Origin of the sequence: Glaciecola sp. XM2, assembly GCF_018595715.1 — a bacterium.
Classification (GTDB): Bacteria; Pseudomonadota; Gammaproteobacteria; order Enterobacterales; family Alteromonadaceae; genus Glaciecola.
The window spans coordinates 105,135-131,214 of record NZ_JAHEOJ010000027.1 but is presented as its reverse complement, the minus strand read 5'-3'; the positions used below and the strand labels follow the sequence as shown (position 1 = coordinate 131,214).

Below are 26,080 nucleotides of genomic sequence, written 5' to 3'. Positions count from 1 at the left end.
ACAGATTGTCTTGTTATAAATTGTTAAAGAGCAGTGCAACCTAACTTTCGTTCGTTGCCACTTAAGCACATCGAGTGTCTCTCAAGCGGGATGCGAATACTACGCCATTGATAATTTTTGTCAATACATTTGTTCGTAAAAAGATAGATATTTTCCGCTGTTACTTTTTTTACAAATTTGTAACTAATTATGAACTATTTTTAATATGCGATGTCTATTTGAGGCTAAGGAAAGCTGCAGGGTTTTTCAACATACTATTAGTCACATATTCATACCTGTCTTAACTTGTGTTTTTTGCCTATCAGCGTAAGTTAACTTTTAGGCATAAAAGGAGTTTGCCGATAATAAATAATGTATGTCACTTAATGAGTACTCTAAGGTTAGTTTTTATGAAACGTTTATACATAGCATGTATCCTTTCTGCCTTCGCAACACATGGCTTTGCGTCTAACACAATCGTAGATGACGAACTTCAAAACATCCTAGAACCCAGTAAAAAGTCTATTCATTTCTTCAAAACGCAAGTAAGCAATAATCGTTCTGTAAGTGACGCTCTTCGAGCATTACTCACTAGATATCCCGATAAGACAAAAGAGTTTGTGTCCATAGCGCTCGCAGCGTACCCCGAAGATTATCAAGAAATAATTACCGCTAGCGTTTCGACCAATCCAACGTTTGTTGATGAGATTATTATGCTAGCAAACGAGCACAACGTTGCTAAGCCAACAGCGATAGTTGAGATTGCGGTTAACGCTGAACCAAGTTATGCCGGTGTTGCAACTAATGCAGCGTGCAACTATTCACCTGAATACTTCAATGAAATTGTTAAAACGGCAGTATTAGCACAGCCAGATTCGGCTGATCAAATTGCACAAAAACTTGTAAATGCGTTTCCAAACAAAACGATGGAAATATTGGTAACAACAATAAAAGAAGTGCCGTTTGTCGGTAAGTATGTTTTAGATGCGTTGCTTGCTACGGTTGAAGGAGACGACGCACAGTCTGAAGAAATGATCATCGTTTCAGTAGAACAGTTAGCGCAATATCCAGATGCCATAGATAGACTTGTTCAATTAGCTCACGAACGGAACATCGACTCAGATCTACTCAAGGAGAGCGCCGTTAAAGGCGGTCTAGAAGAGCAAGATGTGTTGGCATTGATACAAAAACACTATTCACAATAAGCTTAGTCCAGCGATACCCTCTTAGTACAAAGAAAATGGTAACGCGCCGCGTTGCCACTATAACTTGATCAGTGAATGAATTTCTGACACCTTTTTAGGTAGTGGGATGGAGCGGCTAAATCCGAAGTCTTTATTAATAATCGTTATTCTAGAGTCGATTGAAACGGGTGTTCGCCCGGGATTTAATCGAGAAAAGTTTCGGTTTTTACTTTCACCTAAGTAATAATATTTTGAATCAGCATCATATCCTCTCACAAAGCCTGGCAAGGTTGCTTTCACCTGAAAGTTATCGGCTAACAACGTTCCTTTAAATGAATCTAACACCTTATAGCCTTGTTCATCACAAGTGACACTATGGGGCATTGTTAGGCCATCAATCAACGTTTGCATTTCGCCGTTTCTTAAATCGATCTCAAGGATGCCACCATCAAAGCTGTTTCGTTTGTAATTGCCGGTTATTGAAAACATAGATACGTAAGCATAATCACCAACAATAAATAAATCATTGCAATGATGTTGCGCGCTTAGATAATCACTGCGTTTTTTACTAAATGGGTATTCAAATATCTCATTCCCATTTTTATCTACACCTACAATAGAGTCATGATAACTGGACGCTAGGACCCAAAGGTCTCCGTATTGCCTTATTCCATGTGGGCGAAGTGCTGAGTGTAAGGAAATTTTGTTTGTCAGTTCAAATGATTCGTTTAAGAAAATAATGCCCTCTCCTTGGCTCGAAAAGGCGTACCCCTCTTCGTGCCGGATCAAACCATGAGTATTTCCCTCATATAGTTTAGTTGCATTTGGGAAGTTATCGGATTCTTCAATTAGGTATATACCTCCACCTGAGAAAGTCTCAGCAGAAGAAGGTAAACCACTGCTTAGCAAAAAGCGAAAGGCCGTGTCCTCTAAATCAGCCATCTCCATGCGTTCACTTAATAGCAAGGCAACTTTTGCATTTTGCCCCCATGTAAAGCCATATGATTCAAGCTGGCTTTTCACTTCTGATACTGATGTTGTGCAAACAATCACCTCATAATCGTCAGCATTCCCAGCTAGGATACTTGGCGACTTTATTTCAATGTCATGAAACTGTGTCCCAATAAGGTCAGGGTTATTATCAACAATAAACGCGGGAACCAGATTAAGGTGTTTTTCAGCCACGTGACCACAACCAAATAAAACGATGCTTTTTTTCATATTGATTCCATATTAAATGTCTATGCCTTTACCAAATAGTATAAAGCTTCGCTGAGGAGACTCTCCATTGACGAGCAAATCAGATATCTTCTTTGTTAATTTTACAGATTCTGAAAGGGGCTCTTTAGACAATAAATGCTTCATACCAGATAACTTATGTTCAATAAACCATTCGTAACCGCTGCTGGTCACGCCGAGCCAATTAAAGAATGGTTTAATGTTTACGGGGGTATTCATGTAATGATCTGCTAAGGTTTGAGCATGAGTTGGTTTAATGCGTTGGTGACGTATTTCTCGTACCAAATGATCAACGCATTTACGATATCCTACTCGTTTAAGCTTCAACAAATCATGTAAGTCGTAATAGATTGAGCTGCCAGCTCGGTCATATATATCAAAAGTAGCGATCTGCCGCTGCGGAATAAAGCCATAGGTTAAGGCATTGTAGTTTTGCTTTAACGGGTCCCACGGGATGTAGTTACTAAGGTAAAGACCGGTCGTGCCGCGCTTCTGTAATGCTTGTGTATTTGGATAACGATAGTAATTTACATAGCGTTGTTGGACTTGTGCGCCATTTCCCATCAATTTATCTATATCGACGGTGAAGATATCATGCTGTTGCCTACTCCATTTCGACATCTCAACTTCATCCGAATGTGAGAACTTACCCACTTGCTCAATGGCTTGATGCTGCCCCCAAATGATCATTGGAATTTTGCGTTCATATGCAACATGAACTGGAAAGCTAGTATGCAATTGTAAAAAAGGGAGCAAAACATGCTCATATTTACGAAGAGAGGTTTTGACCAACTCTTTGTACACATTCATATCTGGGTTAAAAACAAATGAGTCAACGTCGAAATGCGTGATCAAATTATGTAGATTGTGCCAAGCAATGTCATTTTTAAAATAGTCGTTCACGCAGACAATGAGTGGCCTTAACCCTAAATCTAGCACCTCATTGACGGTAAAATAATCTTCAGCATCCCCAACAACGGGCACCACGCAGTCATATGTTTTCGAATGACGCTTTAGTTTGTGGGTTATCTGAATAAGTTTATCTTTGCGTGCTTGCCAATCTAATGTTTGTTTTTCTTTATGCGTCAAACAACCAAGGCATGTTCTGTCTTTAAACGCCATTCCAAAAGGATGTTTGTCATCGTACAGACAGCTATTACATTCTTGCGGCATAACGATACCCCGCAATTGAAGACTCTTGGTGAAGTGTCTTGTTGTCGATTAACACCCCTGCGGCCCTAAGTTTCTTGGCCCATTTGACTTCAGCTTTACCAATACCGCCGGTTAGTACTAACCTATTGGGTGATATAGGCACTGCATTTAGTATCCTTGCATCAAAACCCGATGCACATCCGTCATGGCGGGTATCATATAGAATAATCTCATTTGCAAACTCTGAGATAAAATCAAAGTCTAGGTTGATGAGTTTTATATACCGGTTTTTATTGCAGCAAAACACTTCAAACTCATCTGCTTGCGCACTAACTGGCAATAAACACTGGATGGACTGACGCCCAAAATTCTCCTGTGCATGTTTCAATAATTGGACATCCTTTGTAATAAAGGCAGAAGAAAACACAAGCCTTTCTATCGGAAGACCGCGAAGCAAGTCAAGATGCGTGATGGAGCGCAGCCCTCCGCCAAAAGCGACGGGGGTTGAACACTTAAGCTGCCTGATGACATCTAGGTCTTTTGTAAACTCAGCTAAGCAATCATCACCTCGAGCAATTCGTATAAAGCTAATGTCGTCACATGCATATTCACTTAATGCAGAAACCGCCGTATCTGCGTCGCCTAGTGGGCGCAATAACTCCCAGCCATATGACTGAACACAATTTTGATTTTGCAAAAGTAAGCTCGTGCCGATTCTCATTTGTTCACTCACAAAATCATTCGTATTAGTTCAGCACCGGTTTGCTGACTTTTTTCAGGATGGAATTGCATCCCTAAGATGTTATTTTTCACGATTAAACCACTGTAGCGAGATAATGCGTTGTTTATCGGGACAGTGGCAGCTTCTTTATCGTGATTAATTACACCATACTCATGATTAAAAAATACTCGTCCGCTTAGTTTTCTTTTCTTAGAACGTTTGTAATCACACGGATAGCCATTTACCTGTAATACCCGTTTATCAAAACTAAATGCGTGCCACTGATTGTTCGAAAACACTTCGGTCATTTTAATAACATCAGCATCAATCAGGCTAAGTCCAACTTGCCCTGAATCCTCTTCAGTAAATTTCGCCATAGCTTGAAAACCTAGACAAATTCCGATGAGGCGGCCGCCTTTATCAACGTGCTCACGCACTGCATCATCAAACTTTAATTCGCGTAAGCGGGACAGATATGACCCAGCTGAACCCACGCCAGGTAACAAAAGAGTCGAAGACGATAACTTAGTGGGGCAATCAACAAGACGTGTTTTAATGTTCGCTAGACTCACCCAATGTTGAATCGAAGATAGGTTGCCAAAGCCAAGATCAGCAATATCAAGATACATAATCAATTCCTACTTGAAATTTAGGAATAGGACGAGCGCCCTTTTTAATATGAAAGATATCGCTATTCACATACGTATTGGTGATATCCCAAAACTGAGAAACGGATATTCCGACATAATCTGCAAACCTCTTAATAATCCGGTCGGAACAAACGCCATCATATTGTTTTACTATTTTTATGGCTTGTTCACGGGTTAACTCATGATTTCGAATTTGTTCATTAACAATGTCGGTGGTTCTTCCAAAGCCAAATTTAAAATACTTAATCATCATGTTGATGTTAGTAAACTCTTCGTCCAGCATTGATGCGTTAGAGATGTCTCCTGTATCATTTTCGTCACCTGGACGTAACGTCAACCCATTTAAAGAGGCATAGGTGGCATTATCTTCGTTGCTCCAATCATCCCATGCTGGGCCGAGGTAGAAAATATTGATGTGCTTTTTCTCAAATAGTATCTGTTCAGGATAAAAGTAATGTTCAGACTTATAGGGCTCACTAATAGCCCGCTCTAACCACTTATAGCCGCCGTCAACTAGCGTATTGAGGTTGCGCAAATTGTTGCCGTCAAATTCATCAAATCCCTCAACAGCACTATCACCCATTTGCAAAGCGGGATTTTCACCCCAAAAAATGGTGTTAACACCCAGTTCAATAGCAATTCTTGGGACAGTTGAAAATAATGACATTTCGGTAGACTTACATACATTTCCAAACTCTTTAAAAGAGGTCAATGCAAGCTGTTGTGATGTGGTCGGCGCGGGCGTTACCGTAATTAGGTCAAAGCCCATTGAAATCAGATTTGATAGATTGTCCGCGCCAACTTGTGTCATTTGTTTCGGGGGATATGCGCAACATACTAATAACGGGCGCAAACCAAGTCTATCTCTGACCCAATGAGCCTGACGCGTGCTGTCTTTGCCACCGCTTACGCCTACGATGCAGTCATAAGCCTGTTTGTTAGCCTGCTTTCCTCTACTTCGTTTTATAGCTTGCTTTAATAGCTCAAGCTTTACCTGAAATGCACTGTCTTGAGTCTTTACCTGCTCAGAATACTCACATGCAATACACACTCCGTCTTTAAAAGACGAGTTTGGTCTTAGATCTGTAGTCAAACATGCTTTACAGTATTTCATGGTTCTCGGTTTTGCTTCAGTGTCGATTAGAGCCGCAGCTGAGACGTCACATTTTCGACGCTCAGTATTACATTGCCTCTTCACTAGCAATAATCAGACCAGCCAAATAGCAAGCATAAAAAAACCCGAGACTAGCTCGGGTTTTTTAATTTTGAATAATTGCTTATTCTTCTGTTGCTTCTACTACTTCTTCTTCTGCTTCAACAACAGGACGGTCTACTAATTCAACATAAGCCATAGGTGCATTGTCTCCGGCACGGAAACCACACTTTAAGATACGGCTATAACCACCTGGACGCGCGTCGTAGCGAGGCCCAAGTTCGTTAAATAGTTTACCAACAACTTCTTTATCACCCGTTCTTGCAAATGCAAGGCGACGGTTAGCGACACTGTCTTGTTTCGCTAATGTAATAAGAGGCTCAATTACGCGACGAAGCTCTTTCGCTTTAGGCAACGTAGTTTTAATAACTTCGTGCTTGACCAAAGAACCGGCCATGTTTTTGAACATAGCTTGTCTGTGGCTGCTATTGCGATTTAACTGTCTACCACTATTGCGATGGCGCATAGCTCTTTCCTTCTTTACAAATCAGTTTAAATAAACCTGATTAATCTTTTTCAGCGATTGACTCTGGTGGCCAGTTTTCTAAGCGCATGCCTAGAGAAAGACCACGTGATGCTAGAACGTCTTTTATTTCTGTTAAAGACTTCTTACCAAGGTTAGGCGTTTTAAGTAGCTCAACCTCAGTGCGTTGCACCAAGTCACCAATGTATTGGATAGCTTCAGCTTTCAAACAGTTAGCCGAACGAACCGTAAGCTCCAAGTCGTCAACAGGACGAAGGAGGATAGGATCAAATTCTGGCTTCTCTTCTTTAGCTTCAGGAACAGAGATGTCACGTAATTCAACGAAAGCATCTAGTTGCTGAGCTAGAATAGTAGCTGAGCGACGAATGGCCTCTTCCGGATCTAAAGTTCCGTTAGTTTCCATATCAATAATTAACTTATCTAAATCAGTGCGTTGTTCAACACGTGCTGACTCAACTGAATAAGCAATACGCTCTACTGGACTGAATGAAGCATCTACCAATAAACGACCAATAGGACGATCATCATCTTCAGAGGAACGACGAGTTGAAGCAGGCACATAACCACGACCCATTTCGACCTTGATGCGCATGCTTAATTCAGCTTCACCAGTCAAGGTACAAATAACATGATCAGGATTGATAATTTCAACGTCTCCATCATGCTGTATATCACCAGCGACTACCGGACCTACACCTGATTTAACTAAAGTAAGAGTTGCTTCAGTCTTACCTTCTAGACTTACCGCTAATCCTTTAAGGTTTAGCAATATTTCTAAAACGTCTTCTTGAACACCTTCTTTAGCGGTGTATTCATGTAGAACGCCATCGATTTCTACTTCAGTCACTGCACAACCAGGCATTGACGAGAGTAAAATACGACGTAGTGCGTTGCCAAGAGTATGGCCAAAGCCACGCTCTAATGGCTCGAGTGTTACTTTTGCACGAGTAGGAGAAACGTTTTCAATTTCTACTAATCTTGGCTTTAGGAATTCGGTCACTGAACCCACAATGTATCCTCTTTAGTTATTTTACTTAGAGTAAAGTTCGACAATCAGCTGCTCGTTAATTTCTGCAGACAAGTCTTCTCTTTCAGGTACACGCTTAAATGTGCCTTCCAACTTGCTGTTATCAACTTCCAACCAAGTCGGCTTTTCACGCTGGTCTGCTAATTCTAGCGCCGCGTTAATACGTGCTTGCTTCTTCGCTTTTTCGCGAACAGAAACAACGTCTTCAGCCTTTACGTTGAAAGAAGGAATGTTAACCACATGTCCGTTAACAACGATCGCTTTATGGCTTACAAGTTGGCGCGCTTCTGCACGTGTGCTTGCAAAACCCATACGATAAACCACATTGTCGAGACGCTGTTCAAGTAACTGCAACAGGTTTTCACCTGTATTACCTTTCAGGCGAGCTGCTTCTTTGTAGTAGTTTCTAAATTGCTTTTCTAATACGCCATACATACGACGTACTTTCTGCTTTTCACGCAATTGCACACCATAATCAGACAAGCGACCGCGACGGGCACCATGCTGACCAGGAGCTGTTTCAATTTTACACTTTGTGTCAATTGCTCTTACGCCGCTTTTAAGGAACAAGTCGGTTCCTTCACGACGACTTAGTTTGAGTTTTGGACCCAAATATCTAGCCATGATCTTTCTCCAACTGTTCGTCTATACGCGACGTTTTTTCGGTGGACGACATCCATTGTGTGGAATAGGCGTCACATCGGTAATATTAGTGATTTTGTATCCAGTTGCGTTAAGCGCTCGGATAGCTGATTCACGACCTGGACCTGGACCTTTTACGAACACTTCAATGTTCTTAAGACCGTATTCCTGCGCCGCAACACCTGCTCTCTCTGCGGCAACCTGTGCAGCAAAAGGAGTAGATTTACGCGAACCGCGGAAACCAGAACCACCAGATGTTGCCCAAGCAAGTGCATTGCCTTGGCGATCGGTAATCGTCACTATTGTATTGTTAAAAGAAGCATGGATATGAGCCATACCGTCTGCGACTTGACGTTTTGCGCGCTTACGCGTGCTACGTGCTGGTGCTTTAGCCATAGTTATATCCCTCGCTTACTTCTTGATAGGTTTACGAGGACCTTTACGGGTACGCGCATTTGTTTTAGTGCGCTGACCACGTAGAGGTAAACTGCGACGGTGGCGAATACCACGGAAGCAACCTAGGTCCATCAAACGTTTTATACTCATGGAAACTTCGCGTCGTAAATCACCTTCTACAGTGAATTTAGCAACTTCATCACGAAGTTTGTCGATTGTAGTCTCATCCAAATCTTTAATTTTGGTAGACTCTGACACACCTGCATTATCGCAAATCGCCTTTGCACGGGTTGCACCAATACCAAAAATGGCTTGTAGCGCAATTACCGTATGCTTGTGTTCAGGAATGTTAATGCCAGCGATACGGGCCATTAACAGCACTCCTCTAATTTATTGTTGCCAGCCTAAAAAGCCCGTTAGGATACTTACCCGACAACTAAATTGCAAATTAAGGCCCAATGAGCTGCGATACTATGAATAGCAACACAGCGACAAAAGACCCATGTTTTTCAGATTAACCTTGCCTTTGCTTATGCTTCGGCTCAGCTGCACAAATCACTCGAACAACACCGTTGCGCTTGATGATTTTGCAGTTACGGCAAATCTTTTTAACGGATGCACGAACTTTCATAACATCACTCCGTAAATGGCTAACAAAAGGCCTTAGCCTTTTAAGTTAGCTTTCTTAAGAACATCCCCGTATTGATGTGACATCAAATGGGTCTGCACCTGCGCCATGAAATCCATAATCACTACGCATATAATGAGTAGCGATGTACCACCGAAGTAAAACGGAACGTTAAACCACAGTAATAAGAATTCAGGCACTAAACAAACAAAGGTAATATAGAGAGCACCAGCTAGGGTCAACCTAGTCATCACTTTATCGATGTAACGTGATGTTTGCTCACCTGGACGAATCCCGGGAACAAATGCGCCAGATTTCTTTAAATTATCAGCTGTTTCGCGTGGATTAAAAACTAATGCCGTATAAAAGAAGCAGAAGAAAATAATAGTTGCTGCATACAACATGACATACAAAGGCTGGCCTGGAGATAATGCCAAAGAGACGTCGGTCAAAAATGAAAGTGATTCATTTTGTCCAACCATACCCGACAAAGTCCCAGGGAAAAGAATGATACTTGACGCAAAGATTGGTGGGATTACACCCGCCATATTCACCTTCAAGGGAAGATGAGAACTCTGTGCTGCAAATACCTTTCTACCTTGTTGACGTTTTGCGTAGTTAACAACGATACGACGTTGCGCTCTTTCTACAAAAACAACTAAGTAAGTCAATGCAATGATAATAGCTGCCAATATAAACAAGAATAGTAGGTTAATGTCCCCTTGTCTTGCTTGCTCTGCAGTTTGCCCAATCGCAGTAGGAAGACCCGCTACGATACCAGCAAAGATCAGAATCGAAATACCATTACCAATACCACGCTCAGTGATTTGTTCACCTAACCACATTAAAAACATGGTTCCGGTTACCAAGCTCACGATAGCTGTAAAATAAAAACCGATGCCAGGATTTAGCACTAGGCCTGGAATTAGCTGTGGAAGACCGGTCGCAATCCCAATGGACTGGAATGTTGCAAGCACTAATGTAAGGTAGCGTGTGTATTGGCTAATCTTACGTGTACCAGACTGACCTTCTTTCTTTAATTCCTTGAAAGGTTCATGCACAACAGACAATAACTGCATAATAATAGATGCAGTGATATATGGCATGATACCTAATGCTAGTACCGAGGCACGCTCAAGAGCACCACCAGAAAACATGTTAAACATGCCTACGATAGTCCCCGTTTGTTGCTCAAATATTTGAGACAACACGTTACCATCGATACCAGGGATGGGCACATATGACCCAAGCCTAAATACTATTATTGCGCCAAGCACAAACAGTAAACGCGAACGTAATTCGCTTAAACCGCCGCCACTTGAACCCTGTCCTGGTTTCGCCATTTAGGTTATTCCTCTACTTTACCGCCAGCAGCGTTAATTGCTTCCAATGCGCCTTTAGTGACTTTCAAACCGTTAACTGTAACAGCACGATTGATTTCGCCGCTTTTGATGACTTTTACTAACTGCATTTCTTTTTTGACAAGACCTGCTGCTTTCAAAGTATCAAGCGATACAACATCACCTTCGACTTTAGCAATTTCGCTTAAAGTAACTTGGTCAGTTACAAAAGATTTGCGCGACGTAAAACCAAATTTTGGTAAACGACGCTGGATAGGCATTTGACCACCTTCAAATCCAGGCTTAACTGATCCGCCAGAGCGACTCTTTTGACCTTTGTGACCACGACCACCGGTTTTACCTAAACCAGAGCCGATACCACGGCCAACTCGCTTTGGTGCGCTTTTAGCTCCAGGTGCGGGAGCAATCGTATTTAATCTCATCTCTTACTCCTCAATGACCTCAACCATGTAATGTACACGGTTGATCATACCACGCACTGCAGCGGTATCTTCTAGTTCACGAACATGTCCAATCTTGCGCAAACCCAAACCTACTAAAGTAGCTTTGTGCTTTGGCAAACGCCCGATCGAACTTTTAACTTGCTTTACTTTAATCGTATTAGCCATGTTCGATTACCCCAAAATCTCATTAACCGGCAACCCACGTTTCGCAGCAATTTTCTCTGGAGAATTCATCTCTACCAAAGCATTCACTGTTGCGCGTACAACGTTGATTGGGTTAGTTGATCCGTAGCATTTAGAAAGAACGTTTTGTACACCGGCTACTTCTAAAACTGCACGCATTGCACCACCAGCGATGATACCCGTACCTTCAGAGGCAGGCTGCATGTAAACTTTAGAACCAGAATGACGTCCTTTAATAGGATGCTGAAGTGTGTTTCCGTTTAGGTCAACATTGACTAGGTTACGACGCGCTTTTTCCATTGCTTTTTGAATAGCAGCTGGAACTTCACGTGCTTTACCATAACCAAACCCAACACGGCCATTGCCATCACCGACAACCGTTAGTGCGGTAAAACTAAAGATACGACCACCTTTAACTACCTTTGATACACGGTTAACAGCGATGAGCTTTTCTAACAGGTCGCCCTGTTGTTGAACTTCTACTTTAGCCATAATTAACTCCTAGAACTGAAGACCGGCTTCACGCGCGGCATCAGCCAGTGCTTTCACACGACCGTGATATTTAAATCCACTTCTATCGAAGGCAACTTGCTTAACACCTTTTTCGATAGCACGTTCTGCGATCGCTTTACCTACTGCCGCTGCTGCTTCTGCGTTGCCTGTTGCTTTTAAAGCACCTTTAAGGTCCTTTTCAACAGTTGAAGCTGACGCTATTACTTCAGAACCACTTGGAGCGATTAACTGAGCGTAAATGTGGCGCGGTGTACGGTTTACAACCAAGCGATTAACAGCTAACTCACTGATCTTCTTACGAGCACGCGTAGCGCGACGTAAGCGAGCTGATTTCTTATCCATCGTATCACCTACCTACTTTTTCTTAGCTTCTTTGCGACGCACAGCTTCATCTGCATAACGAACACCCTTACCTTTGTAAGGCTCTGGTGGACGATAAGCGCGAATGTTAGCTGCAACCTGACCTACAGCCTGCTTATCACTGCCTTTGACAACGATTTCAGTTTGCGTAGGAGTTTCTACTGTAATACCTTGAGGCATTTCGTAGACGACAGGGTGTGAAAAGCCCAACGTTAGGTTTAGTTTGCTACCTTGTGCTTGTGCACGGTAACCAACACCATTAAGTTGAAGTTTCTTTTCAAAACCATCGGTTACACCAATTACCATTGCATTTAACAACGAATTAGCAGTTCCAGCTTGAGCCCAACCGTTAACAGCGCCTTCACGAGGTACTGTTTTAAGTTCATTCTCTTCTTGGACCACTTCAACGGCGTCATTAATTACGCGTGATAAGGTGCCATTTTTTCCTTTAACTGTAACTTCTTGGCCAGCGATAGTTACTTCTACGCCAGCTTTGATGGTTACAGGAGACTTTGCTATACGTGACATATCATTTCCCCCGTTATGCTACATAACCGATGATCTCACCACCCATGCCAGCGTTACGCGCTGCACGGTCAGTCATCACACCTTTTGAGGTAGACACGATAGCAATCCCAAGTCCACCCATTACCTTTGGAAGCTCATCTTTTTTCTTGTAGATGCGCAAACCAGGACGGCTAACTCGTTCGATTGTATCAATTACTTTTTTACCTTCGAAATACTTCAATGTTACTTCTAGAGTTGGCTTAACGCCCTCTTCAACACTGAATCCTCCGATATAACCCTCTGCTTCAAGTAACTTGGCAATTGCCACGCGTACTTTTGAAGAAGGCATCGTCACCGTAACTTTAGCGGCTTGTTGGCCATTACGGATGCGGGTAAACATATCTGCGATTGGATCTTGCATGCTCATATTTGCTACTCCTTACCAGCTGGCTTTTTTAAGGCCAGGGACTTCGCCACGCATTGCAGCTTCACGAAGCTTAATACGAGAAAGACCAAATTTGCGTAGGAAACCATGTGGACGACCCGTTACGCGGCAGCGATTTTGCTTGCGCGATGGGCTTGAGTCACGTGGAAGTTGTTGTAGCTTTAGAACAGCGTCCCAACGCTCTTCTTCAGAAGAATTCACATCTGAGATGATTGCTTTTAGCGCAATGCGCTTAGCTGAATACTTCTTAACCAGCTTGGCACGTTTTACTTCGCGTGCCTTCATTGATTCTTTTGCCATAACCCTACACCTTATTTTCTAAACGGGAAGTTGAATGCAGTTAATAATGCATGCGCTTCTTCGTTAGTTTCAGCACTGGTAGTGATAGTAATATCCATACCGCGCACTTTATCCACTTTATCGAAATCGATTTCAGGGAAGATGATTTGCTCGCGCACACCCATGCTGTAGTTGCCTCTACCGTCAAAAGATTTCGGGTTGAGACCACGGAAGTCACGGATACGTGGAATTGTGATAGAAATAAGTCTTTCTAAGAATTCCCACATGCGGTCGCCTCGTAGGGTTACCTTGCAGCCAATCGGATAACCTTCACGGATTTTAAAACCCGCTACAGATTTTCTAGCAACGGTTACCACTGGTTTTTGACCAGCGATAGCGGCCATGTCTGCTTGCGCAGACTCTAGCACTTTTTTATCCGCTACTGCTTCACCTAAACCCATGTTTAAGGTGATTTTTTCAATCCGAGGGACTTGCATGACGCTTTTGTACCCGAACTGCTTTGCAAGTTCAGCTACTACTGTTTCTTTGTAGAAATCATGCAGTTTCGCCATCGTACTCTCCAATAAATTTAAACTAAGTCGCCGTTAGACTTAAAGAAACGAACTTTCTTACCATCTTCAAAACGGAAACCAACGCGATCTGCTTTACCCGTTGCCGAGTTAACAATCGCTACATTTGAAACGTGAATAGAAGCTTCCTTGTCAATGATACCGCCAGGCTCGCCCGCTTGCGGGTTTCCTTTTTGGTGTTTCTTGACAACGTTAACGCCATCTACATAAACGCGGTTAGACTCATTCACAACACGTAATACTTTTCCGTGCTTTCCTTTGTCTTTACCCGCTAATACGACTACTTCATCATCACGACGAATTTTATTAGCCATTATCGTGACTCCTTATAGTACCTCTGGGGCCAAAGAAATGATTTTCATGAAGTTATCTCCACGAAGCTCACGTGTGACCGGGCCAAAGATACGCGTACCAATAGGTTGCTTGTTTGCGTTAAGCAAAACAGCTGCGTTGTTATCAAAACGGATAGTAGAACCATCAGCTCGACGAACGCCTTTCCTAGTACGCACCACCACTGCATTCAGAACGTCACCTTTTTTTACTTTACCGCGAGGAATTGCTTCCTTGACAGTAACTTTGATGATGTCACCGATATGTGCATAACGGCGATGCGAGCCACCAAGAACCTTAATACACTGAACCCTGCGAGCGCCGGAGTTGTCGGCAACATCCAGGTTAGTTTGCATTTGGATCATTAGTTAGTGCTCCGCTGTTAAATTATGACTCTTTCGAGCCGCTAAGCTGCTATAAAATCTCAAAAAACTGAGAAAAATAGACCATACCCCTACAAAAAGGGCGCGAAACTATAACAGAAAAGGATGGTGACGTGTAGTTTAATTTAGCTTTAAAAGCAGATAATTTCAGAAATAAGAAAAATAGGGCGTAAATTACAATTTTTTGGCAGTTAAAGACCGCTGTCGCACCACTTCAAACAAGCAAATGCCCGATGCAACCGACACGTTTAAACTTGAAACCGTGCCCGCCATAGGTAGTTTCACCAGTTCATCGCACGTTTCTCGGGTTAATCTTCGCATTCCCTTGCCCTCAGCGCCCATCACAATGGCAATTGCACCATTGAGTTTGCACTCGTAAATCAACTGTTGGGCTTCACCCGCTGTTCCTACAACCCAAACGCCTGCCTGTTGCAGTTGCTTAAGTGTTCTAGATAGGTTGGTAACTTGAATCAACGGTATTGTTTCAGCTGCGCCAACGGCCACTTTTCTTACTACTGGAGTGATAGAAGCCGAGTTGTCTTTTGGAACAATCACCGCATGCACGCCCGCTGCATCGGCATTTCTCAAGCACGCGCCTAGGTTATGCGGATCAGTCACGCCATCAAGTACCAAAAAAAACGGCGTGGTTTGTTGCTCCACGATACGATCTAAATCGGCTTCATTTAGAACTTTGGCAGGCTTCGCACGCGCTAAAATACCCTGATGTTGCTCTCCTTTCGCTTTATCGTCCAGGGTTTTTCTCTGACAAAACTGAACGGCAATAGACTGTTTGCGTGCGAGACTAACGATCTGGTTGATTCTGTCGTCATTTCGACCTTTTGCGATCATGATTTCTAGTAACCGCTCAGGTTCTGACTCTAAAACCGCCGCGATGGTGTGTAACCCATATAAATACTCGTGTTGCGCCACTTAAATACTCCTATCGCTTTGGCTTATTGCGCGAGCTTTTGTTTCGCTTATTGTCTGTCCCAGCCTTACGTTTCCCCTTAGATTTTGAAGCGCGAGGTGGTTTTTGCGTATTTGGCTTATTTGCGCCCTTCTCTTTATCACCGCGTGTTTTGCCCTTTCCACTTTTCAACTTGCGAGTAATGGCGGGCATACCATCTAAAATCAAATCAATTTTGCGCTCGTCTAAATTAACAGCTGCCACTTTGACTTTTAGCGGGTCACCTAAGCGGTATGTCAGGCCATAACTTTCGCCAACCAAACATTGCTTTACTTCATCATAGCGATAAAAATCAGATGCTAACGATGTAATGTGCACTAAACCATCTATATGATAATCATTCAAACGCACAAACAAACCAAAGTTTGTAACAGACGCCACAACGCCATCAAAAACATCACCCACATGGTCTTGCATAAACTCGCATTTTAACCAATCAGATACGTCTCGTGTCGCATCATCTGCCCGTCGTTCAGCAACCGAGCATTGCTCACCAAGCTGTGATATTTCATCTTCGGTGTAAAATTTCGCGCCTTTGCACCCTTTGTTACCATTTACCTTATTAATGATGGCTTTAATCACCCGATGCACAATCAGATCAGGATAACGACGAATAGGTGAGGTAAAGTGCGCATAGGCCTCTAGCGCCAAGCCAAAATGCCCAATGTTGTTTCCGTCATAAACCGCCTGCTTCATGGATCTTAATAACATCGTTTGGATTAATTCTTTATCTAAGCGATGAGCCGTTTTGTGGATGACTTTTGTAAACTCATGAGGCGAAGGTTGGTCACCGGAGGTGAACTCAATGCCAATTTCTCGTAAATAGTTTTTAAAGGTCAGAAGGCGATCTTCATCTGGCTTGTCATGCACTCTAAAGAGTGCTTCTGCGGTGTGCTTTTCAATAAACTGCGCCGCACAAACATTGGCCATAATCATGCATTCTTCAATGATTTTGTGTGCATCATTTCTGATAAGCGGAACGATGTTTTCTATTTTACGTTGAGCATTAAATACAAACTTAGTTTCTTGAGTCTCAAATTCAATGGCTCCACGGCCGGTTCTTGCCAACTTCAAGGCGCCAAACAAGTCATTCAGATGGTGCAAATCATCAACACGAGGTTTGTAGCGCTCAATAAGGGTCTCATCACCCTGTAATATATGCCACACTTTTTGATAGGTAAGGCGGGCGTGAGAGCGCATCACTGCCTCATAGAATTGATATTCTTTTAACTTGCCGCGCTTGTCGATGCTCATTTCGCAAACCATGCACAAACGGTCGACTTCAGGGTTTAAGGAGCATAATCCGTTTGATAGCACCTCAGGCAGCATAGGAATGACTTTTTCGGGAAAGTAAACAGAGGTTCCGCGATTTTGCGCTTCGGTATCAAGCGCAGTGCCAACTCGCACGTAACTGCTTACATCAGCAATGGCTACCCACAGCTGCCAACCACCACCTTCTATAGGCTGGCAATAAACTGCATCATCGAAGTCTCTAGCATCTTCTCCGTCTATCGTCACCAAAGGTAACTGACGCAAATCGATACGCCCTTCTTTTGCCTCTTCAGGCACCTCTTCGGTTAAAGACTCTAGCGATTTGGCAACGCTCTTGGGCCATTGATGAGGAATTTCGAAATTACGCAGCGCAGTCTCAATTTCCATACCTGGAGCCATATGCTCACCAAGTACTTCGCTTACTTTACCTATGGCGCTGACGTGCCGACGAGGACGCTGCGTGATTTCAACTACCACAACATTACCCTGCCTAGCACCTTTATCGTTACCTTCAGAAATCATGATTTCGTGGCAAATGCGGTTGTCATCTGGAATGACCATGCCCACACCTTGCTCTACGTAGTACCGGCCTACAATCGCTTCCTGGCGTGGCTCAATAACGCGATTGACACGAAACTCCGTTCGGCCCCTGCGATCTTGCCCATCGATAGTACCTTCAACCACATCACCATGAATGACAGTCGCCATTTGGTGTACAGGGATAAAATAATCTTTTTCCGTGAGGGAGTGCTTCAAAAAGCCAAAGCCATCTCTATGCCCGATGACCGTGCCTCTAATTAACTCAGCTTGCTTTTGTACTTCATATTTTTTTTCGCGGGTAAACGCGATTTGACCTTCTCGCTCCATGGCTCGAAGTCTGCGTTGTATGCCAATACGACTGTCTTCGTCGTTAGCTTTTACCATCTGACAAATCTCAAGAAACGAGAGCGGCGCTTTATTTTCTTTTAAAATGCTCAGTAGGTATTCTCGGCTTGCTACCGGGTTTTCATATTTTTCTTTTTCACGCGCAAAATGCGGGTCTTTACTCATTCAGTATTTTCAATATATTGCTGTTATTTTGCGCATAGTATAACAGCAGAACAAATGAAGCGTTCATTGATCAGCAAAACAATTTTTATTTTGTATAATCCGCAATGGTCATCTGCGGCTTTTAGCCCTGCAAGAACCCTTAATCGCTAAGAGGTCTACGTGCCGTTCTGACCGCTTTAGGGTGCATTAAAAATTCAAGTTCACGCATATAACTGGCGATTTTTTGATGCATACCTGAATCACTGGTCACCGCGTTGTAAAGCCAATGATACAAATCTTCAAAATCATAGGGACTGCCATAACCATCTATAAATAGTTCAGCAAGTTGAAGTTGTGCTTGTAAGCTGCCTAATGCAGAGGCTTCACGTAAATATATCACCGCGCGCTTTTTATCCTCTTGAACCAAAATGCCTCTGACGTGATAGCGGCCTAATTGCTCTAAAGCTGCTGGTAGTCCTTGGTTAGCCGCTTGTTGGATATAGTGAATACCTTGCACAGGGTTTTCTTCAACACAAACACCCCACGCCAACATATCACCCCATAAGAATTGATAGGCCGGCACACGCATAATATCAGCGCGGGCTTCAATGTCTTGCACAAGTTGACAGCGGTCAGCGACCACTCGTTGTAAGTGTTCATTTTTATTAATCAGCTTGATAAGGTCATCCTGTGAATACAATTGCACAGCTTCTAGCTGCTGCGCGCGAGCATTGCCTGCACAAGATAGCGTCAGTAAGACACCGATAATGAGGGTAAAAAATAGTCTGGACATAGTTAGCTCCACAAGCGCAATCATGATTAATATGGTATCGGCATTAGAAACAATTCATTAAGGGATTAAACGGTTATCGCAAAATTCATGTAATATATTTCATTCTGCTCGCATTGTTAAATCAATGCAGACCGCCAAGACGATTGATTTACGCACCAAGAGACCGTTATAAACATGAAGTATAAAGACTTAAGAGATTTCATTGAGCAGCTAGAAAAGCAAGGCCAGCTCAAGCGTATTACGATGGAAATTGACACCGATTTGGAAATGACTGAAATCGCAGATCGTACATTGCGCGCTGGTGGTCCAGCATTACTTTTTGAAAATCCGAAAGGTAGCGATATCCCCGTGCTGGCGAACTTATTTGGTACCCCAGAGCGTGTTGCACTCGGTATGGGCCAAACCTCTGTAGAAGCGCTCCGTGAAGTTGGCAAACTCTTGGCGTTTTTAAAAGAACCTGAGCCACCAAAAGGCTTAAAAGACTTGGTGAGTAAAATACCTGTTTTTAAACAAGTATTAAATATGCCTGCAAAAGTTGTAAAAAAAGCGCCATGCCAGCAAAACATTATTAGTGGCGATGATGTCGATATTTATAAACTACCTATCCAGCGCTGTTGGCCCGGTGATGCAGCACCGCTTATTACGTGGGGGCTTTCAGTTACTAGGGGTCCACATAAAAAACGCCAAAACTTAGGGATTTACCGTCAGCAGGTTATCGCGAAGAATAAAATCATCATGCGCTGGTTATCTCATAGAGGTGGTGCGTTAGACTTCAGAGAATGGTGTCAAACGAACCCGGGTGAACCATATCCCGTCTCGGTCGCTTTAGGAGCTGATCCTGCGACTATTTTAGGAGCAGTAACACCTGTCCCAGATACATTGTCTGAATATGCTTTTGCTGGTTTGCTACGTGGAGACAAAACCGAAGTTGTGCAGTGCATTTCTAATGACTTGCAAGTGCCTGCAAGCGCAGAAATTGTGCTTGAGGGTTACATCGCACAAGATGAAGTAGCAGATGAAGGGCCATATGGAGACCATACCGGTTATTATAATGAAGTTGATTCATTTCCGGTGTTTACCATTACGCATATTACCCATAGAGATAACCCTATTTATCACAGCACCTACACGGGACGCCCACCGGATGAACCGGCAATTTTGGGTGTTGCACTTAACGAAGTCTTTGTGCCCATCTTACAAAAACAGTTCCCAGAAATTGTTGATTTCTATCTTCCCCCAGAAGGGTGCTCTTACAGAATGGCTGTTGTGACCATGAAAAAACAGTATCCTGGACACGCCAAGCGCGTCATGATGGGTGTTTGGTCATTCCTGAGACAATTCATGTATACCAAATTCGTGATAGTATGTGATGATGATGTCAACGCTCGCGACTGGAATGACGTGATTTGGGCAATCACTACGCGCATGGACCCAGCGCGTGATACAACCTTGATTGAAAACACTCCTATAGATTATTTGGATTTTGCATCACCTGTTTCCGGACTTGGCTCTAAAATGGGGCTAGATGCCACCAACAAAATGCCCGGAGAGACGGACCGAGAGTGGGGTACTCCAATTATCATGGACCAAGCGGTCAAAGATAAAGTTGACGCGATTTGGGACGAGTTAGGCATATAAATGAAAAGAGCAGCATTTAACAAGCTGCCGAACAATCAATTAGGGCGCCACTGGCGTTCTTATTGCTGCAATAAACAATACTCAATACAGCACATTAATTAGGAATTACATGATAGTCACCCAAGCTCAGTTGCTCAGCAAAGAGCAACTAACGCCTTATGTGTACAAGGTGCTTTTGCAACCTGACACTGCGGTATCTTTTAAGGCCGGTCAATATTTACAGGTGGTAATGGGCGCACAAGATAAACGTCCATTTTCAATTGCAAATCCCCCTTATCAATCTGATGTGATAGAACTTCATATTGGTGCGACACCTGCTAACCCATATGCTTACGAGGTGATGCAAAAGCTAGAGCAAGACAATGCACTGACGCTAGAAATTGCTCACGGTACAGCCTACTTGCAAGAAAGTTCGCTCGACGCTATTTTGATTGCCGGTGGCACTGGGTATTCATATACCAAATCCATCTTGTTAGACATATTGAAAAACCAACCCAATCGTAAGGTCTGCCTATATTGGGGAGGGAAAAAAGTAACTGATCTTTATGAAACGCCTCAACTGCAAGCACTAGCTGACGCTCACTCGACATTCTCTTATATTCCTGTGGTAGAACATCCCGATGATAGCTGGGCAGGCAAGCGCGGGATCGTGCATAACGCAGTCATGCAAGACGTTAAAGAGTTTAGCAACAAACAAGTGTATGTTGCCGGCCGTTTTGAAATGGCCAAAGTAATCAAGGATGATTTGTTGCCACTAGGTCTGTTGCCAGAGAACATGCTAGGCGACGCTTTTGCCTTCATATAAGGTTATTGCTACTGATGAGCATGGCGTAATGGTTTTGCTCACTCTATATACCACATGAATTTGAGGTCTCGATATGAAACGTTTCTTTCTGCACATTAGCACAATCACTCTTCTTGGCTTGTTATCTACTTCTGCTCAAGCACGACAGGATAACTTAACGTATGAAGATCAGGCGAAGCTACATGATATTGCAAAGGCGGTTTCGGCTAAAAATATTGAGCAAGATATTCAGACGCTAGTCAGTTTTGGCACCCGCCATACGCTATCAGAAACTGAATCAGACACGCGTGGCATTGGCGCTGCAAGACGCTGGATAAAAGCAGAATTTGATAAAATCTCTGCAGATTGTGGCGGATGTTTAGAAGTGTTTTATCAATCTGAAGTCATATCTGGGGAGCGAAGAATACCCGACCCTGTAGAAGTTGTAAGTGTGATTGCTATCCAACGAGGCAGCACCGATCCTAATCGCTATGTGATGATGAGCGGAGATATCGACTCTCGGGTAAGCGACATTATGAATTACACCGATGATGCGCCCGGTGCAAATGATAATGCATCAGGAGTTGCTGGCACCCTCGAGGCGGCAAGAGTACTTTCTAAGTATACCTTCAACGGCAGTATTGTTTATGCCGCCCTAGCGGGTGAGGAGCAAGGTTTGTTCGGCGGGCGTATATTGGCTGAATATGCAAAGGCGCAAGATTGGAAACTCAAAGCCGTGTTAAATAACGATATGATCGGTAATATCGAAGGCGTGAATGGCATTATCGACAACACAACGGCCAGAATTTTTGCTGAAGGAACACGGCAACAAGAAACACAACAAGAGGCCAACTTACGACGTTTTACCGGCGGTGAAGTAGATTCACCTAGCCGCAACCTTGCCAGATACATTGACATGATGGCAGACCGCTATATAGAAAATCTAGATACTATGGTCGTCTATCGTCTAGACCGATTCCGTCGCGGAGGGCATCATCGACCATTCAATGACCTTGCGTTCCCAGGCGTGCGCATTATGGAAACGAATGAAAATTATAACCGCCAGCATCAAGATTTACGTACCGAAGATGGCATTGTATATGGTGATACTATAGACGGCGTGGACTTTGATTACGCGGCCAAACTTACCGGTCTAAACGCTGTATCACTGGCGTCTATGGCGTGGGCACCAAAGCCCCCTATTGAAGTCAGCATTAGTGGTGCCGTGCAACCTTCTACCACACTAAGCTGGGGAGCATTACCACAAGATGAAAACCCTCAGCTTAAAGGTTATAAAATCTATTGGCGTTTAACAGACGCACCGCAATGGCAATTTAGTCGTTATGTGGGCAATGTAACTGAATTTACCCTCGAAAATATTGTTATCGACAACTACTTTTTCGGTGTTGCTAGTGTAAGTACCGACGGACATGAGAGCCCGGTCGTTTATCCTGGGCCAGCGGGTGCATTTGGCGAATAAGCGACCGTAGATGTAATCCATTCAGACGAAAAGTACGTTTTAAGCTATGACATATTAATTAGAGGTTATAAATGATAAAGCAGTGGTTTAAATGTGCGATAGGTGCCGCATTGATCAGCATAAGCGCGACAGCGTTTGTGCATGCTGACGAAGTTAACTTAGTTGGGAATAAAGTAGAAACCTTTATTAATGATAATAACCAACCATCTCGGCTTTCAGCCCTAGTTGCGGCGGCGCTCAAAGATACGCCTCATAGCATTACGGCGACCACTCAGGCTTGGTCCGGTAGTGGATTACGTAGCGGTCAATTTGATGGTTACATCGACCACTACTCACTCAATGATCCTCAGCGTGGATTTGTATATTCACAAACATATGCTCAAGTAAATTTGCACGTTGCTTCCACCGATGCCGATGCCGCTAGCATGAACAGACTTGATCAACTCTATCGCAAGCGAGTGGGCATGGAGAATCGCTTTGCCAACACCGACCAAGTGCGATCGCAACGCGCGGTTAACTGGGCTCGATCACCAGATTTTATCGGCAATATGCAACAGCTCGCAGGGCAGCGCGTGAACTATATTGTGGCGGATAAAGTGATGCTTGATGAAATGAACAAACTCCTTGTCGCGATTGATGAAGAACCCTTGTACATCTCGTCTAAACCGCTTTTTGTGGTCGATATAAGCTTGGGTATGAGCACTAATTTTTCCAATGCGCAGAGTGTGATAAACGCACTCAATGAAGGTATCCAAAACCTTAAAACTAGCAACGAATATGACAATATTTATTTGCCTGATCAGAGCGCACCGAGCACCTTAGATGAAGCGCTGTATGAGGATATTCTCAAGCGCTGGTAAACAATACGTGATAAACGCGGTGGATATTGTAAGATTTCTGCCGCTTAGCAGGTCTTTATTCGCAAGGATAATAAATGACGTGCAAGTATGAAAAGCTTCTTAATCAAACCGGGCTCAGCCCTTCTTGTTTTTTCACTGATTTACTTTGGCAATCGCTTTGTGCAATCGTATCTTGGCGAACAGGCACGCGCTAATATTCCGATCGAAGTACACACCCTTCAGGTAGGTCTTGACCAAGCAAAGGCACACAATAAATTAATCATTGCAGATTATTCCGCGATTTGGTGTCCGAGCTGTCGCAAACTCGACAGTCAAATTTACGCTGACCTAAAGGTGGCTGAAACCATTGATTCCCACTTTGTGTTGGTGAAAATTGAACACGATAGCGCTCAAGGTGAAATGTTCGCCAAACAATATGGATTAACAGGCTTCCCACGCGTGTTAGTGTTTGACCAAGACGGCCAGCGAATGACTGAAATGCCTTTGACCTTCGATGCACAAGCATACAATGCTAACTTGCAAAAGGTCGTTCATGCATATTCACGACCCGTTGCGGATATTACAGGAAATTAAAAGAACGCTTGAAGGCCAGTTTGAGCGCGCCCCATAATCAAGCCATGGATATCGTAGGTACCTTCATAGGTATTAACCGTTTCTAGATTGATCATATGCCGGATAACATGAAACTCATCACTGATGCCGTTGCCGCCATGCATGTCTCTCGCCTTTCGCGCAATATCCAGCGCTTTTGAGCAGTTGTTGCGCTTCATCATAGATATCATCGCCGGATCCATGCTCTGCTCATCTATCAGTCGCCCGAGTCTTAATGCTCCTTGCAAACCAAGTGCAATATCAGTCTGCATATCAGCAAGTTTGGTCTGATATAACTGTGTTTGCGCAAGCGGCCTATTAAATTGCTTACGTTCCAACCCATATTCTCTCGCTTTATGCCAACAGAATTCTGCGGCGCCCATCACTCCCCAGCTGATGCCATAGCGAGCCATGTTTAAACAACTAAAAGGTCCCTTTAGTCCCTTTACATTCGGCAGCATTGCGGTTTTTGGCACGCTGACATCCTGCATCACAATCTCGCCGGTGATGGATGCTTTTAAAGATTGTTTTCCGACTATTTTAGGTGTGGATAACCCAGGCATCCCTCGCTCTAAGATAAAGCCTCTTATTTCTTGGTTGCTAGCAAGCTTTGCCCAAACGATAAAAACGTCTGCGATAGGTGAGTTTGTGATCCACATTTTGCTGCCATTGAGCAAAAATCCATCGTCGGTTTCTGTCGCGGTGGTTAGCATGCCGGCAGGGTCTGAGCCAGCATCGGGCTCAGTTAAACCAAAACAACCAATCCACTCGCCACTTGCCAGTTTAGGTAAAAAGTGTGCTTTTTGTGCCTCGCTTCCAAAGGCATTAATCGGATGCATCACTAGAGAGGATTGCACGCTCATCGCGCTTCGGTAACCACTGTCTACTCGCTCTATTTCTCGCGCAATAAGCCCGTATGAAACATAATTCACTCCCGCGCATCCATATCCATTAATGGTAGAGCCGAGCAGCCCCGCTTTTCCCATTTTAGTCATGATGCTGGTGTCAAAATGTTCGTTGCGGTTGGCCAACAGGATAGTGGGAAAAAGCTCGCTTTGTGCAAACTCTCTCGCGCTGGTCGCAACCATGCGCTCTTCTTCGGTAAGCTGTGAATCTAGTAATAGAATATCTTGCCAATGGCTTAACATATGCAGAGTCACTCGTTTCAAATAAATAAGCTGTTAGTGTCACTATGACATGGCTGAAAACGTTTTAAAAGCCGAGTACCTTGTACCCCATATCAGCGCTTTGGCTTTTTTCGTTTGAATGCGTATACCCAAAATGCAACTTCGAACACACCAGCAAGCACCATGAGCGGCATAGCCGCATAACTGACACCTAAACGGAAACATATTATGGCTAGGGCTAAACAAATAAAGATGGCGAGAAAGCGCTTAAAGGAGGTCATTGTCATTGCTCTTTTGCAAGCAGGGTATTTACCACTCTAGCAATTAGTCGCCGAGCTGCTTTGTAAAGATATATAGCTTTTCTACCTTTGCGCGCGCCCATGGGGTTTTACGCAGAAACTTCAGGCTAGATTTAACGCTGGGATCATGCGTAAAACAGCGTATGTTAATGCGCATGCCAAGCTCTTCAAAGCCATAGTGTTCAACAAGATCCTCGACTATGCGTTGCAGGGTAATGCCGTGCAAAGGATCTTTGTTTTTGCTGGCTTCGTTGTCGTTTGCCATATCATTGTTTTGCGTCATTGGGCTTTTGCTCTGCTTTTTTCACGCGTAATACAGCGCCATCTAAGGTTGTATTGTTTAATTTGGACATCGCAACTTTCGCTTCACCACCTTTGGGCATTTCTACAAACGCGAACCCTTTTGACTTTCCTGTTTGTTTATCCATAACAAGATTACACGATTGAACAGCACCAAACTCGCTAAACAATTCATTTAAAGCGGACTCAGTGGTATCTCTTGATATATTGCGAATAAGCAGTTTCATATAA

General features: G+C 43.5%; 33 protein-coding genes and 1 pseudogene. 6 read left to right on the top strand and 28 right to left on the bottom strand.

Features of this window, described 5'->3' with window-relative positions:
• Positions 1–389: 389 nt before the first annotated feature.
• On the top strand, positions 390–1,184 hold the full coding sequence (locus tag KJ365_RS15415) for a hypothetical protein (RefSeq protein ID WP_214452568.1): 795 nt from the start codon (positions 390–392) through the stop codon (positions 1,182–1,184).
• A 57-nt stretch (positions 1,185–1,241) separates the two neighbouring features.
• On the opposite strand, the gene KJ365_RS15410 is transcribed toward KJ365_RS15415, so the two are convergent.
• The 25 genes from KJ365_RS15410 to KJ365_RS15290 all read right to left on the bottom strand — a co-directional run bounded on the left by KJ365_RS15410 (position 1,242) and on the right by KJ365_RS15290 (position 18,770).
• Positions 1,242–2,384, bottom strand: a complete 1,143-nt coding sequence (locus tag KJ365_RS15410) for a DUF4915 domain-containing protein (RefSeq protein WP_214452567.1) — start codon at positions 2,382–2,384, stop codon at positions 1,242–1,244.
• Positions 2,385–2,396: 12 nt separating this feature from the next.
• A complete protein-coding gene (locus KJ365_RS15405; protein WP_214452566.1) occupies positions 2,397–3,575 on the bottom strand; it encodes an adenine nucleotide alpha hydrolase family protein in 1,179 nt (392 codons plus the stop codon).
• Positions 3,559–4,287 carry a HisA/HisF-related TIM barrel protein gene (locus KJ365_RS15400; protein WP_214452565.1) on the bottom strand — a complete coding sequence of 243 codons (729 nt, stop codon included), beginning with the start codon at positions 4,285–4,287 and terminating at the stop codon, positions 3,559–3,561. Before KJ365_RS15400 ends, KJ365_RS15405 begins: the two co-directional genes overlap by 17 nt.
• Positions 4,284–4,904 carry a glutamine amidotransferase-related protein gene (locus tag KJ365_RS15395; RefSeq protein WP_214452564.1) on the bottom strand — a complete coding sequence of 207 codons (621 nt, stop codon included), beginning with the start codon at positions 4,902–4,904 and terminating at the stop codon, positions 4,284–4,286. Before KJ365_RS15395 ends, KJ365_RS15400 begins: the two co-directional genes overlap by 4 nt.
• The gene (locus KJ365_RS15390; protein ID WP_214452563.1) at positions 4,894–6,039 is read right to left on the bottom strand and encodes an N-acetyl sugar amidotransferase; all 1,146 of its coding nucleotides are present in this window, start codon (positions 6,037–6,039) and stop codon (positions 4,894–4,896) included. The genes KJ365_RS15395 and KJ365_RS15390 overlap by 11 nt, the downstream gene beginning before the upstream one ends.
• 163 nt (positions 6,040–6,202) lie before the next feature.
• Positions 6,203–6,604 (bottom strand): 50S ribosomal protein L17, encoded by a 402-nt coding sequence (gene rplQ, locus KJ365_RS15385; protein WP_214452562.1) that lies wholly within the window; start codon positions 6,602–6,604, stop codon positions 6,203–6,205.
• Between the two features lie 40 nt (positions 6,605–6,644).
• Positions 6,645–7,634, bottom strand: a complete 990-nt coding sequence (locus KJ365_RS15380; protein WP_214452577.1) for a DNA-directed RNA polymerase subunit alpha — start codon at positions 7,632–7,634, stop codon at positions 6,645–6,647.
• Between the two features lie 18 nt (positions 7,635–7,652).
• Positions 7,653–8,273, bottom strand: a complete 621-nt coding sequence (gene rpsD / locus KJ365_RS15375; protein WP_214452561.1) for a 30S ribosomal protein S4 — start codon at positions 8,271–8,273, stop codon at positions 7,653–7,655.
• A gap of 21 nt (positions 8,274–8,294) precedes the next feature.
• The gene (rpsK, locus tag KJ365_RS15370) at positions 8,295–8,687 is read right to left on the bottom strand and encodes a 30S ribosomal protein S11 (protein WP_214452560.1); all 393 of its coding nucleotides are present in this window, start codon (positions 8,685–8,687) and stop codon (positions 8,295–8,297) included.
• A 15-nt stretch (positions 8,688–8,702) separates the two neighbouring features.
• A complete protein-coding gene (rpsM, locus tag KJ365_RS15365) occupies positions 8,703–9,059 on the bottom strand; it encodes a 30S ribosomal protein S13 (RefSeq protein WP_214452559.1) in 357 nt (118 codons plus the stop codon).
• A 142-nt stretch (positions 9,060–9,201) separates the two neighbouring features.
• Complete coding sequence (gene rpmJ, locus KJ365_RS15360; protein ID WP_214452558.1) at positions 9,202–9,318, bottom strand: 50S ribosomal protein L36; 117 nt, start codon at positions 9,316–9,318, stop codon at positions 9,202–9,204.
• A 32-nt stretch (positions 9,319–9,350) separates the two neighbouring features.
• Positions 9,351–10,658 (bottom strand): preprotein translocase subunit SecY, encoded by a 1,308-nt coding sequence (secY, locus tag KJ365_RS15355; protein ID WP_214452557.1) that lies wholly within the window; start codon positions 10,656–10,658, stop codon positions 9,351–9,353.
• Positions 10,659–10,663: 5 nt separating this feature from the next.
• Positions 10,664–11,098, bottom strand: a complete 435-nt coding sequence (gene rplO / locus KJ365_RS15350; RefSeq protein WP_214452556.1) for a 50S ribosomal protein L15 — start codon at positions 11,096–11,098, stop codon at positions 10,664–10,666.
• 3 nt (positions 11,099–11,101) lie between these two features.
• Positions 11,102–11,284, bottom strand: a complete 183-nt coding sequence (rpmD, locus tag KJ365_RS15345) for a 50S ribosomal protein L30 (protein ID WP_214452555.1) — start codon at positions 11,282–11,284, stop codon at positions 11,102–11,104.
• Between the two features lie 6 nt (positions 11,285–11,290).
• The gene (rpsE, locus tag KJ365_RS15340) at positions 11,291–11,794 is read right to left on the bottom strand and encodes a 30S ribosomal protein S5 (protein WP_214452554.1); all 504 of its coding nucleotides are present in this window, start codon (positions 11,792–11,794) and stop codon (positions 11,291–11,293) included.
• Positions 11,795–11,803: 9 nt separating this feature from the next.
• Entirely contained in the window at positions 11,804–12,157 is a 354-nt protein-coding gene (gene rplR, locus KJ365_RS15335) for a 50S ribosomal protein L18 (protein ID WP_214452553.1), read from the bottom strand.
• A 12-nt stretch (positions 12,158–12,169) separates the two neighbouring features.
• The gene (gene rplF, locus KJ365_RS15330; RefSeq protein ID WP_214452552.1) at positions 12,170–12,703 is read right to left on the bottom strand and encodes a 50S ribosomal protein L6; all 534 of its coding nucleotides are present in this window, start codon (positions 12,701–12,703) and stop codon (positions 12,170–12,172) included.
• 13 nt (positions 12,704–12,716) lie between these two features.
• Positions 12,717–13,109: a 30S ribosomal protein S8 gene (gene rpsH, locus KJ365_RS15325; RefSeq protein ID WP_214452551.1), complete on the bottom strand. Its 393-nt coding sequence runs from the start codon at positions 13,107–13,109 to the stop codon at positions 12,717–12,719.
• Between the two features lie 12 nt (positions 13,110–13,121).
• Positions 13,122–13,427, bottom strand: a complete 306-nt coding sequence (rpsN, locus tag KJ365_RS15320) for a 30S ribosomal protein S14 (RefSeq protein ID WP_214452550.1) — start codon at positions 13,425–13,427, stop codon at positions 13,122–13,124.
• Positions 13,428–13,438: 11 nt separating this feature from the next.
• Positions 13,439–13,978: a 50S ribosomal protein L5 gene (gene rplE / locus KJ365_RS15315; protein ID WP_214452549.1), complete on the bottom strand. Its 540-nt coding sequence runs from the start codon at positions 13,976–13,978 to the stop codon at positions 13,439–13,441.
• 17 nt (positions 13,979–13,995) lie between these two features.
• A complete protein-coding gene (rplX, locus tag KJ365_RS15310) occupies positions 13,996–14,310 on the bottom strand; it encodes a 50S ribosomal protein L24 (RefSeq protein WP_214452548.1) in 315 nt (104 codons plus the stop codon).
• Between the two features lie 12 nt (positions 14,311–14,322).
• Positions 14,323–14,691 carry a 50S ribosomal protein L14 gene (rplN, locus tag KJ365_RS15305; RefSeq protein ID WP_124029309.1) on the bottom strand — a complete coding sequence of 123 codons (369 nt, stop codon included), beginning with the start codon at positions 14,689–14,691 and terminating at the stop codon, positions 14,323–14,325.
• A 192-nt stretch (positions 14,692–14,883) separates the two neighbouring features.
• On the bottom strand, positions 14,884–15,639 hold the full coding sequence (gene rlmB, locus KJ365_RS15300) for a 23S rRNA (guanosine(2251)-2'-O)-methyltransferase RlmB (RefSeq protein ID WP_214452547.1): 756 nt from the start codon (positions 15,637–15,639) through the stop codon (positions 14,884–14,886).
• A gap of 10 nt (positions 15,640–15,649) precedes the next feature.
• Positions 15,650–17,998, bottom strand: a complete 2,349-nt coding sequence (gene rnr / locus KJ365_RS15295) for a ribonuclease R (RefSeq protein WP_214452546.1) — start codon at positions 17,996–17,998, stop codon at positions 15,650–15,652.
• A gap of 139 nt (positions 17,999–18,137) precedes the next feature.
• The gene (locus tag KJ365_RS15290) at positions 18,138–18,770 is read right to left on the bottom strand and encodes a tetratricopeptide repeat protein (protein ID WP_214452545.1); all 633 of its coding nucleotides are present in this window, start codon (positions 18,768–18,770) and stop codon (positions 18,138–18,140) included.
• A 174-nt stretch (positions 18,771–18,944) separates the two neighbouring features.
• On the opposite strand from KJ365_RS15290, the gene ubiD reads away from it, so the two are divergent.
• The 5 genes from ubiD to KJ365_RS15265 all read left to right on the top strand — a co-directional run bounded on the left by ubiD (position 18,945) and on the right by KJ365_RS15265 (position 24,105).
• Complete coding sequence (gene ubiD, locus KJ365_RS15285) at positions 18,945–20,408, top strand: 4-hydroxy-3-polyprenylbenzoate decarboxylase (protein WP_214452544.1); 1,464 nt, start codon at positions 18,945–18,947, stop codon at positions 20,406–20,408.
• A gap of 109 nt (positions 20,409–20,517) precedes the next feature.
• Positions 20,518–21,213 carry an NAD(P)H-flavin reductase gene (gene fre / locus KJ365_RS15280; protein ID WP_214452543.1) on the top strand — a complete coding sequence of 232 codons (696 nt, stop codon included), beginning with the start codon at positions 20,518–20,520 and terminating at the stop codon, positions 21,211–21,213.
• 73 nt (positions 21,214–21,286) lie between these two features.
• Entirely contained in the window at positions 21,287–22,672 is a 1,386-nt protein-coding gene (locus KJ365_RS15275) for a M28 family metallopeptidase (RefSeq protein ID WP_214452542.1), read from the top strand.
• A gap of 71 nt (positions 22,673–22,743) precedes the next feature.
• Positions 22,744–23,532 carry a transporter substrate-binding domain-containing protein gene (locus KJ365_RS15270; protein WP_214452541.1) on the top strand — a complete coding sequence of 263 codons (789 nt, stop codon included), beginning with the start codon at positions 22,744–22,746 and terminating at the stop codon, positions 23,530–23,532.
• An 87-nt stretch (positions 23,533–23,619) separates the two neighbouring features.
• On the top strand, positions 23,620–24,105 hold the full coding sequence (locus tag KJ365_RS15265; RefSeq protein ID WP_214452540.1) for a thioredoxin fold domain-containing protein: 486 nt from the start codon (positions 23,620–23,622) through the stop codon (positions 24,103–24,105).
• On the opposite strand, the gene KJ365_RS15260 is transcribed toward KJ365_RS15265, so the two are convergent.
• The 3 genes and pseudogenes from KJ365_RS15260 to KJ365_RS15250 all read right to left on the bottom strand — a co-directional run bounded on the left by KJ365_RS15260 (position 24,102) and on the right by KJ365_RS15250 (position 26,076).
• Positions 24,102–25,271 carry an acyl-CoA dehydrogenase gene (locus tag KJ365_RS15260; RefSeq protein ID WP_214452539.1) on the bottom strand — a complete coding sequence of 390 codons (1,170 nt, stop codon included), beginning with the start codon at positions 25,269–25,271 and terminating at the stop codon, positions 24,102–24,104. The genes KJ365_RS15265 and KJ365_RS15260 overlap by 4 nt on opposite strands.
• 312 nt (positions 25,272–25,583) lie before the next feature.
• Positions 25,584–25,814: pseudogene (locus KJ365_RS15255) on the bottom strand (VF530 family protein); the annotation flags it as partial.
• A gap of 1 nt (position 25,815) precedes the next feature.
• Positions 25,816–26,076: an RNA recognition motif domain-containing protein gene (locus KJ365_RS15250; RefSeq protein WP_214452538.1), complete on the bottom strand. Its 261-nt coding sequence runs from the start codon at positions 26,074–26,076 to the stop codon at positions 25,816–25,818.
• Positions 26,077–26,080 lie beyond the last annotated feature (4 nt).

Coding starts and splice junctions, on each gene's coding strand:
- KJ365_RS15415 (WP_214452568.1), top strand. CDS start 390: ATGAAACGTTTATACATAGCATGTATCCTTTCTGCCTTCGCAACACAT.
- KJ365_RS15410 (WP_214452567.1), bottom strand. CDS start 2,384: ATGAAAAAAAGCATCGTTTTATTTGGTTGTGGTCACGTGGCTGAAAAA.
- KJ365_RS15405 (WP_214452566.1), bottom strand. CDS start 3,575: ATGCCGCAAGAATGTAATAGCTGTCTGTACGATGACAAACATCCTTTT.
- KJ365_RS15395 (WP_214452564.1), bottom strand. CDS start 4,904: ATGTATCTTGATATTGCTGATCTTGGCTTTGGCAACCTATCTTCGATT.
- KJ365_RS15390 (WP_214452563.1), bottom strand. CDS start 6,039: ATGAAATACTGTAAAGCATGTTTGACTACAGATCTAAGACCAAACTCG.
- rplQ (WP_214452562.1), bottom strand. CDS start 6,604: ATGCGCCATCGCAATAGTGGTAGACAGTTAAATCGCAATAGCAGCCAC.
- rpsD (WP_214452561.1), bottom strand. CDS start 8,273: ATGGCTAGATATTTGGGTCCAAAACTCAAACTAAGTCGTCGTGAAGGA.
- rpsK (WP_214452560.1), bottom strand. CDS start 8,687: ATGGCTAAAGCACCAGCACGTAGCACGCGTAAGCGCGCAAAACGTCAA.
- rpsM (WP_214452559.1), bottom strand. CDS start 9,059: ATGGCCCGTATCGCTGGCATTAACATTCCTGAACACAAGCATACGGTA.
- rpmJ (WP_214452558.1), bottom strand. CDS start 9,318: ATGAAAGTTCGTGCATCCGTTAAAAAGATTTGCCGTAACTGCAAAATC.
- secY (WP_214452557.1), bottom strand. CDS start 10,658: ATGGCGAAACCAGGACAGGGTTCAAGTGGCGGCGGTTTAAGCGAATTA.
- rplO (WP_214452556.1), bottom strand. CDS start 11,098: ATGAGATTAAATACGATTGCTCCCGCACCTGGAGCTAAAAGCGCACCA.
- rpmD (WP_214452555.1), bottom strand. CDS start 11,284: ATGGCTAATACGATTAAAGTAAAGCAAGTTAAAAGTTCGATCGGGCGT.
- rpsE (WP_214452554.1), bottom strand. CDS start 11,794: ATGGCTAAAGTAGAAGTTCAACAACAGGGCGACCTGTTAGAAAAGCTC.
- rplR (WP_214452553.1), bottom strand. CDS start 12,157: ATGGATAAGAAATCAGCTCGCTTACGTCGCGCTACGCGTGCTCGTAAG.
- rplF (WP_214452552.1), bottom strand. CDS start 12,703: ATGTCACGTATAGCAAAGTCTCCTGTAACCATCAAAGCTGGCGTAGAA.
- rpsH (WP_214452551.1), bottom strand. CDS start 13,109: ATGAGCATGCAAGATCCAATCGCAGATATGTTTACCCGCATCCGTAAT.
- rpsN (WP_214452550.1), bottom strand. CDS start 13,427: ATGGCAAAAGAATCAATGAAGGCACGCGAAGTAAAACGTGCCAAGCTG.
- rplE (WP_214452549.1), bottom strand. CDS start 13,978: ATGGCGAAACTGCATGATTTCTACAAAGAAACAGTAGTAGCTGAACTT.
- rplX (WP_214452548.1), bottom strand. CDS start 14,310: ATGGCTAATAAAATTCGTCGTGATGATGAAGTAGTCGTATTAGCGGGT.
- rplN (WP_124029309.1), bottom strand. CDS start 14,691: ATGATCCAAATGCAAACTAACCTGGATGTTGCCGACAACTCCGGCGCT.
- rnr (WP_214452546.1), bottom strand. CDS start 17,998: ATGAGTAAAGACCCGCATTTTGCGCGTGAAAAAGAAAAATATGAAAAC.
- KJ365_RS15290 (WP_214452545.1), bottom strand. CDS start 18,770: ATGTCCAGACTATTTTTTACCCTCATTATCGGTGTCTTACTGACGCTA.
- ubiD (WP_214452544.1), top strand. CDS start 18,945: ATGAAGTATAAAGACTTAAGAGATTTCATTGAGCAGCTAGAAAAGCAA.
- fre (WP_214452543.1), top strand. CDS start 20,518: ATGATAGTCACCCAAGCTCAGTTGCTCAGCAAAGAGCAACTAACGCCT.
- KJ365_RS15275 (WP_214452542.1), top strand. CDS start 21,287: ATGAAACGTTTCTTTCTGCACATTAGCACAATCACTCTTCTTGGCTTG.
- KJ365_RS15270 (WP_214452541.1), top strand. CDS start 22,744: ATGATAAAGCAGTGGTTTAAATGTGCGATAGGTGCCGCATTGATCAGC.
- KJ365_RS15265 (WP_214452540.1), top strand. CDS start 23,620: ATGAAAAGCTTCTTAATCAAACCGGGCTCAGCCCTTCTTGTTTTTTCA.
- KJ365_RS15260 (WP_214452539.1), bottom strand. CDS start 25,271: ATGTTAAGCCATTGGCAAGATATTCTATTACTAGATTCACAGCTTACC.
- KJ365_RS15250 (WP_214452538.1), bottom strand. CDS start 26,076: ATGAAACTGCTTATTCGCAATATATCAAGAGATACCACTGAGTCCGCT.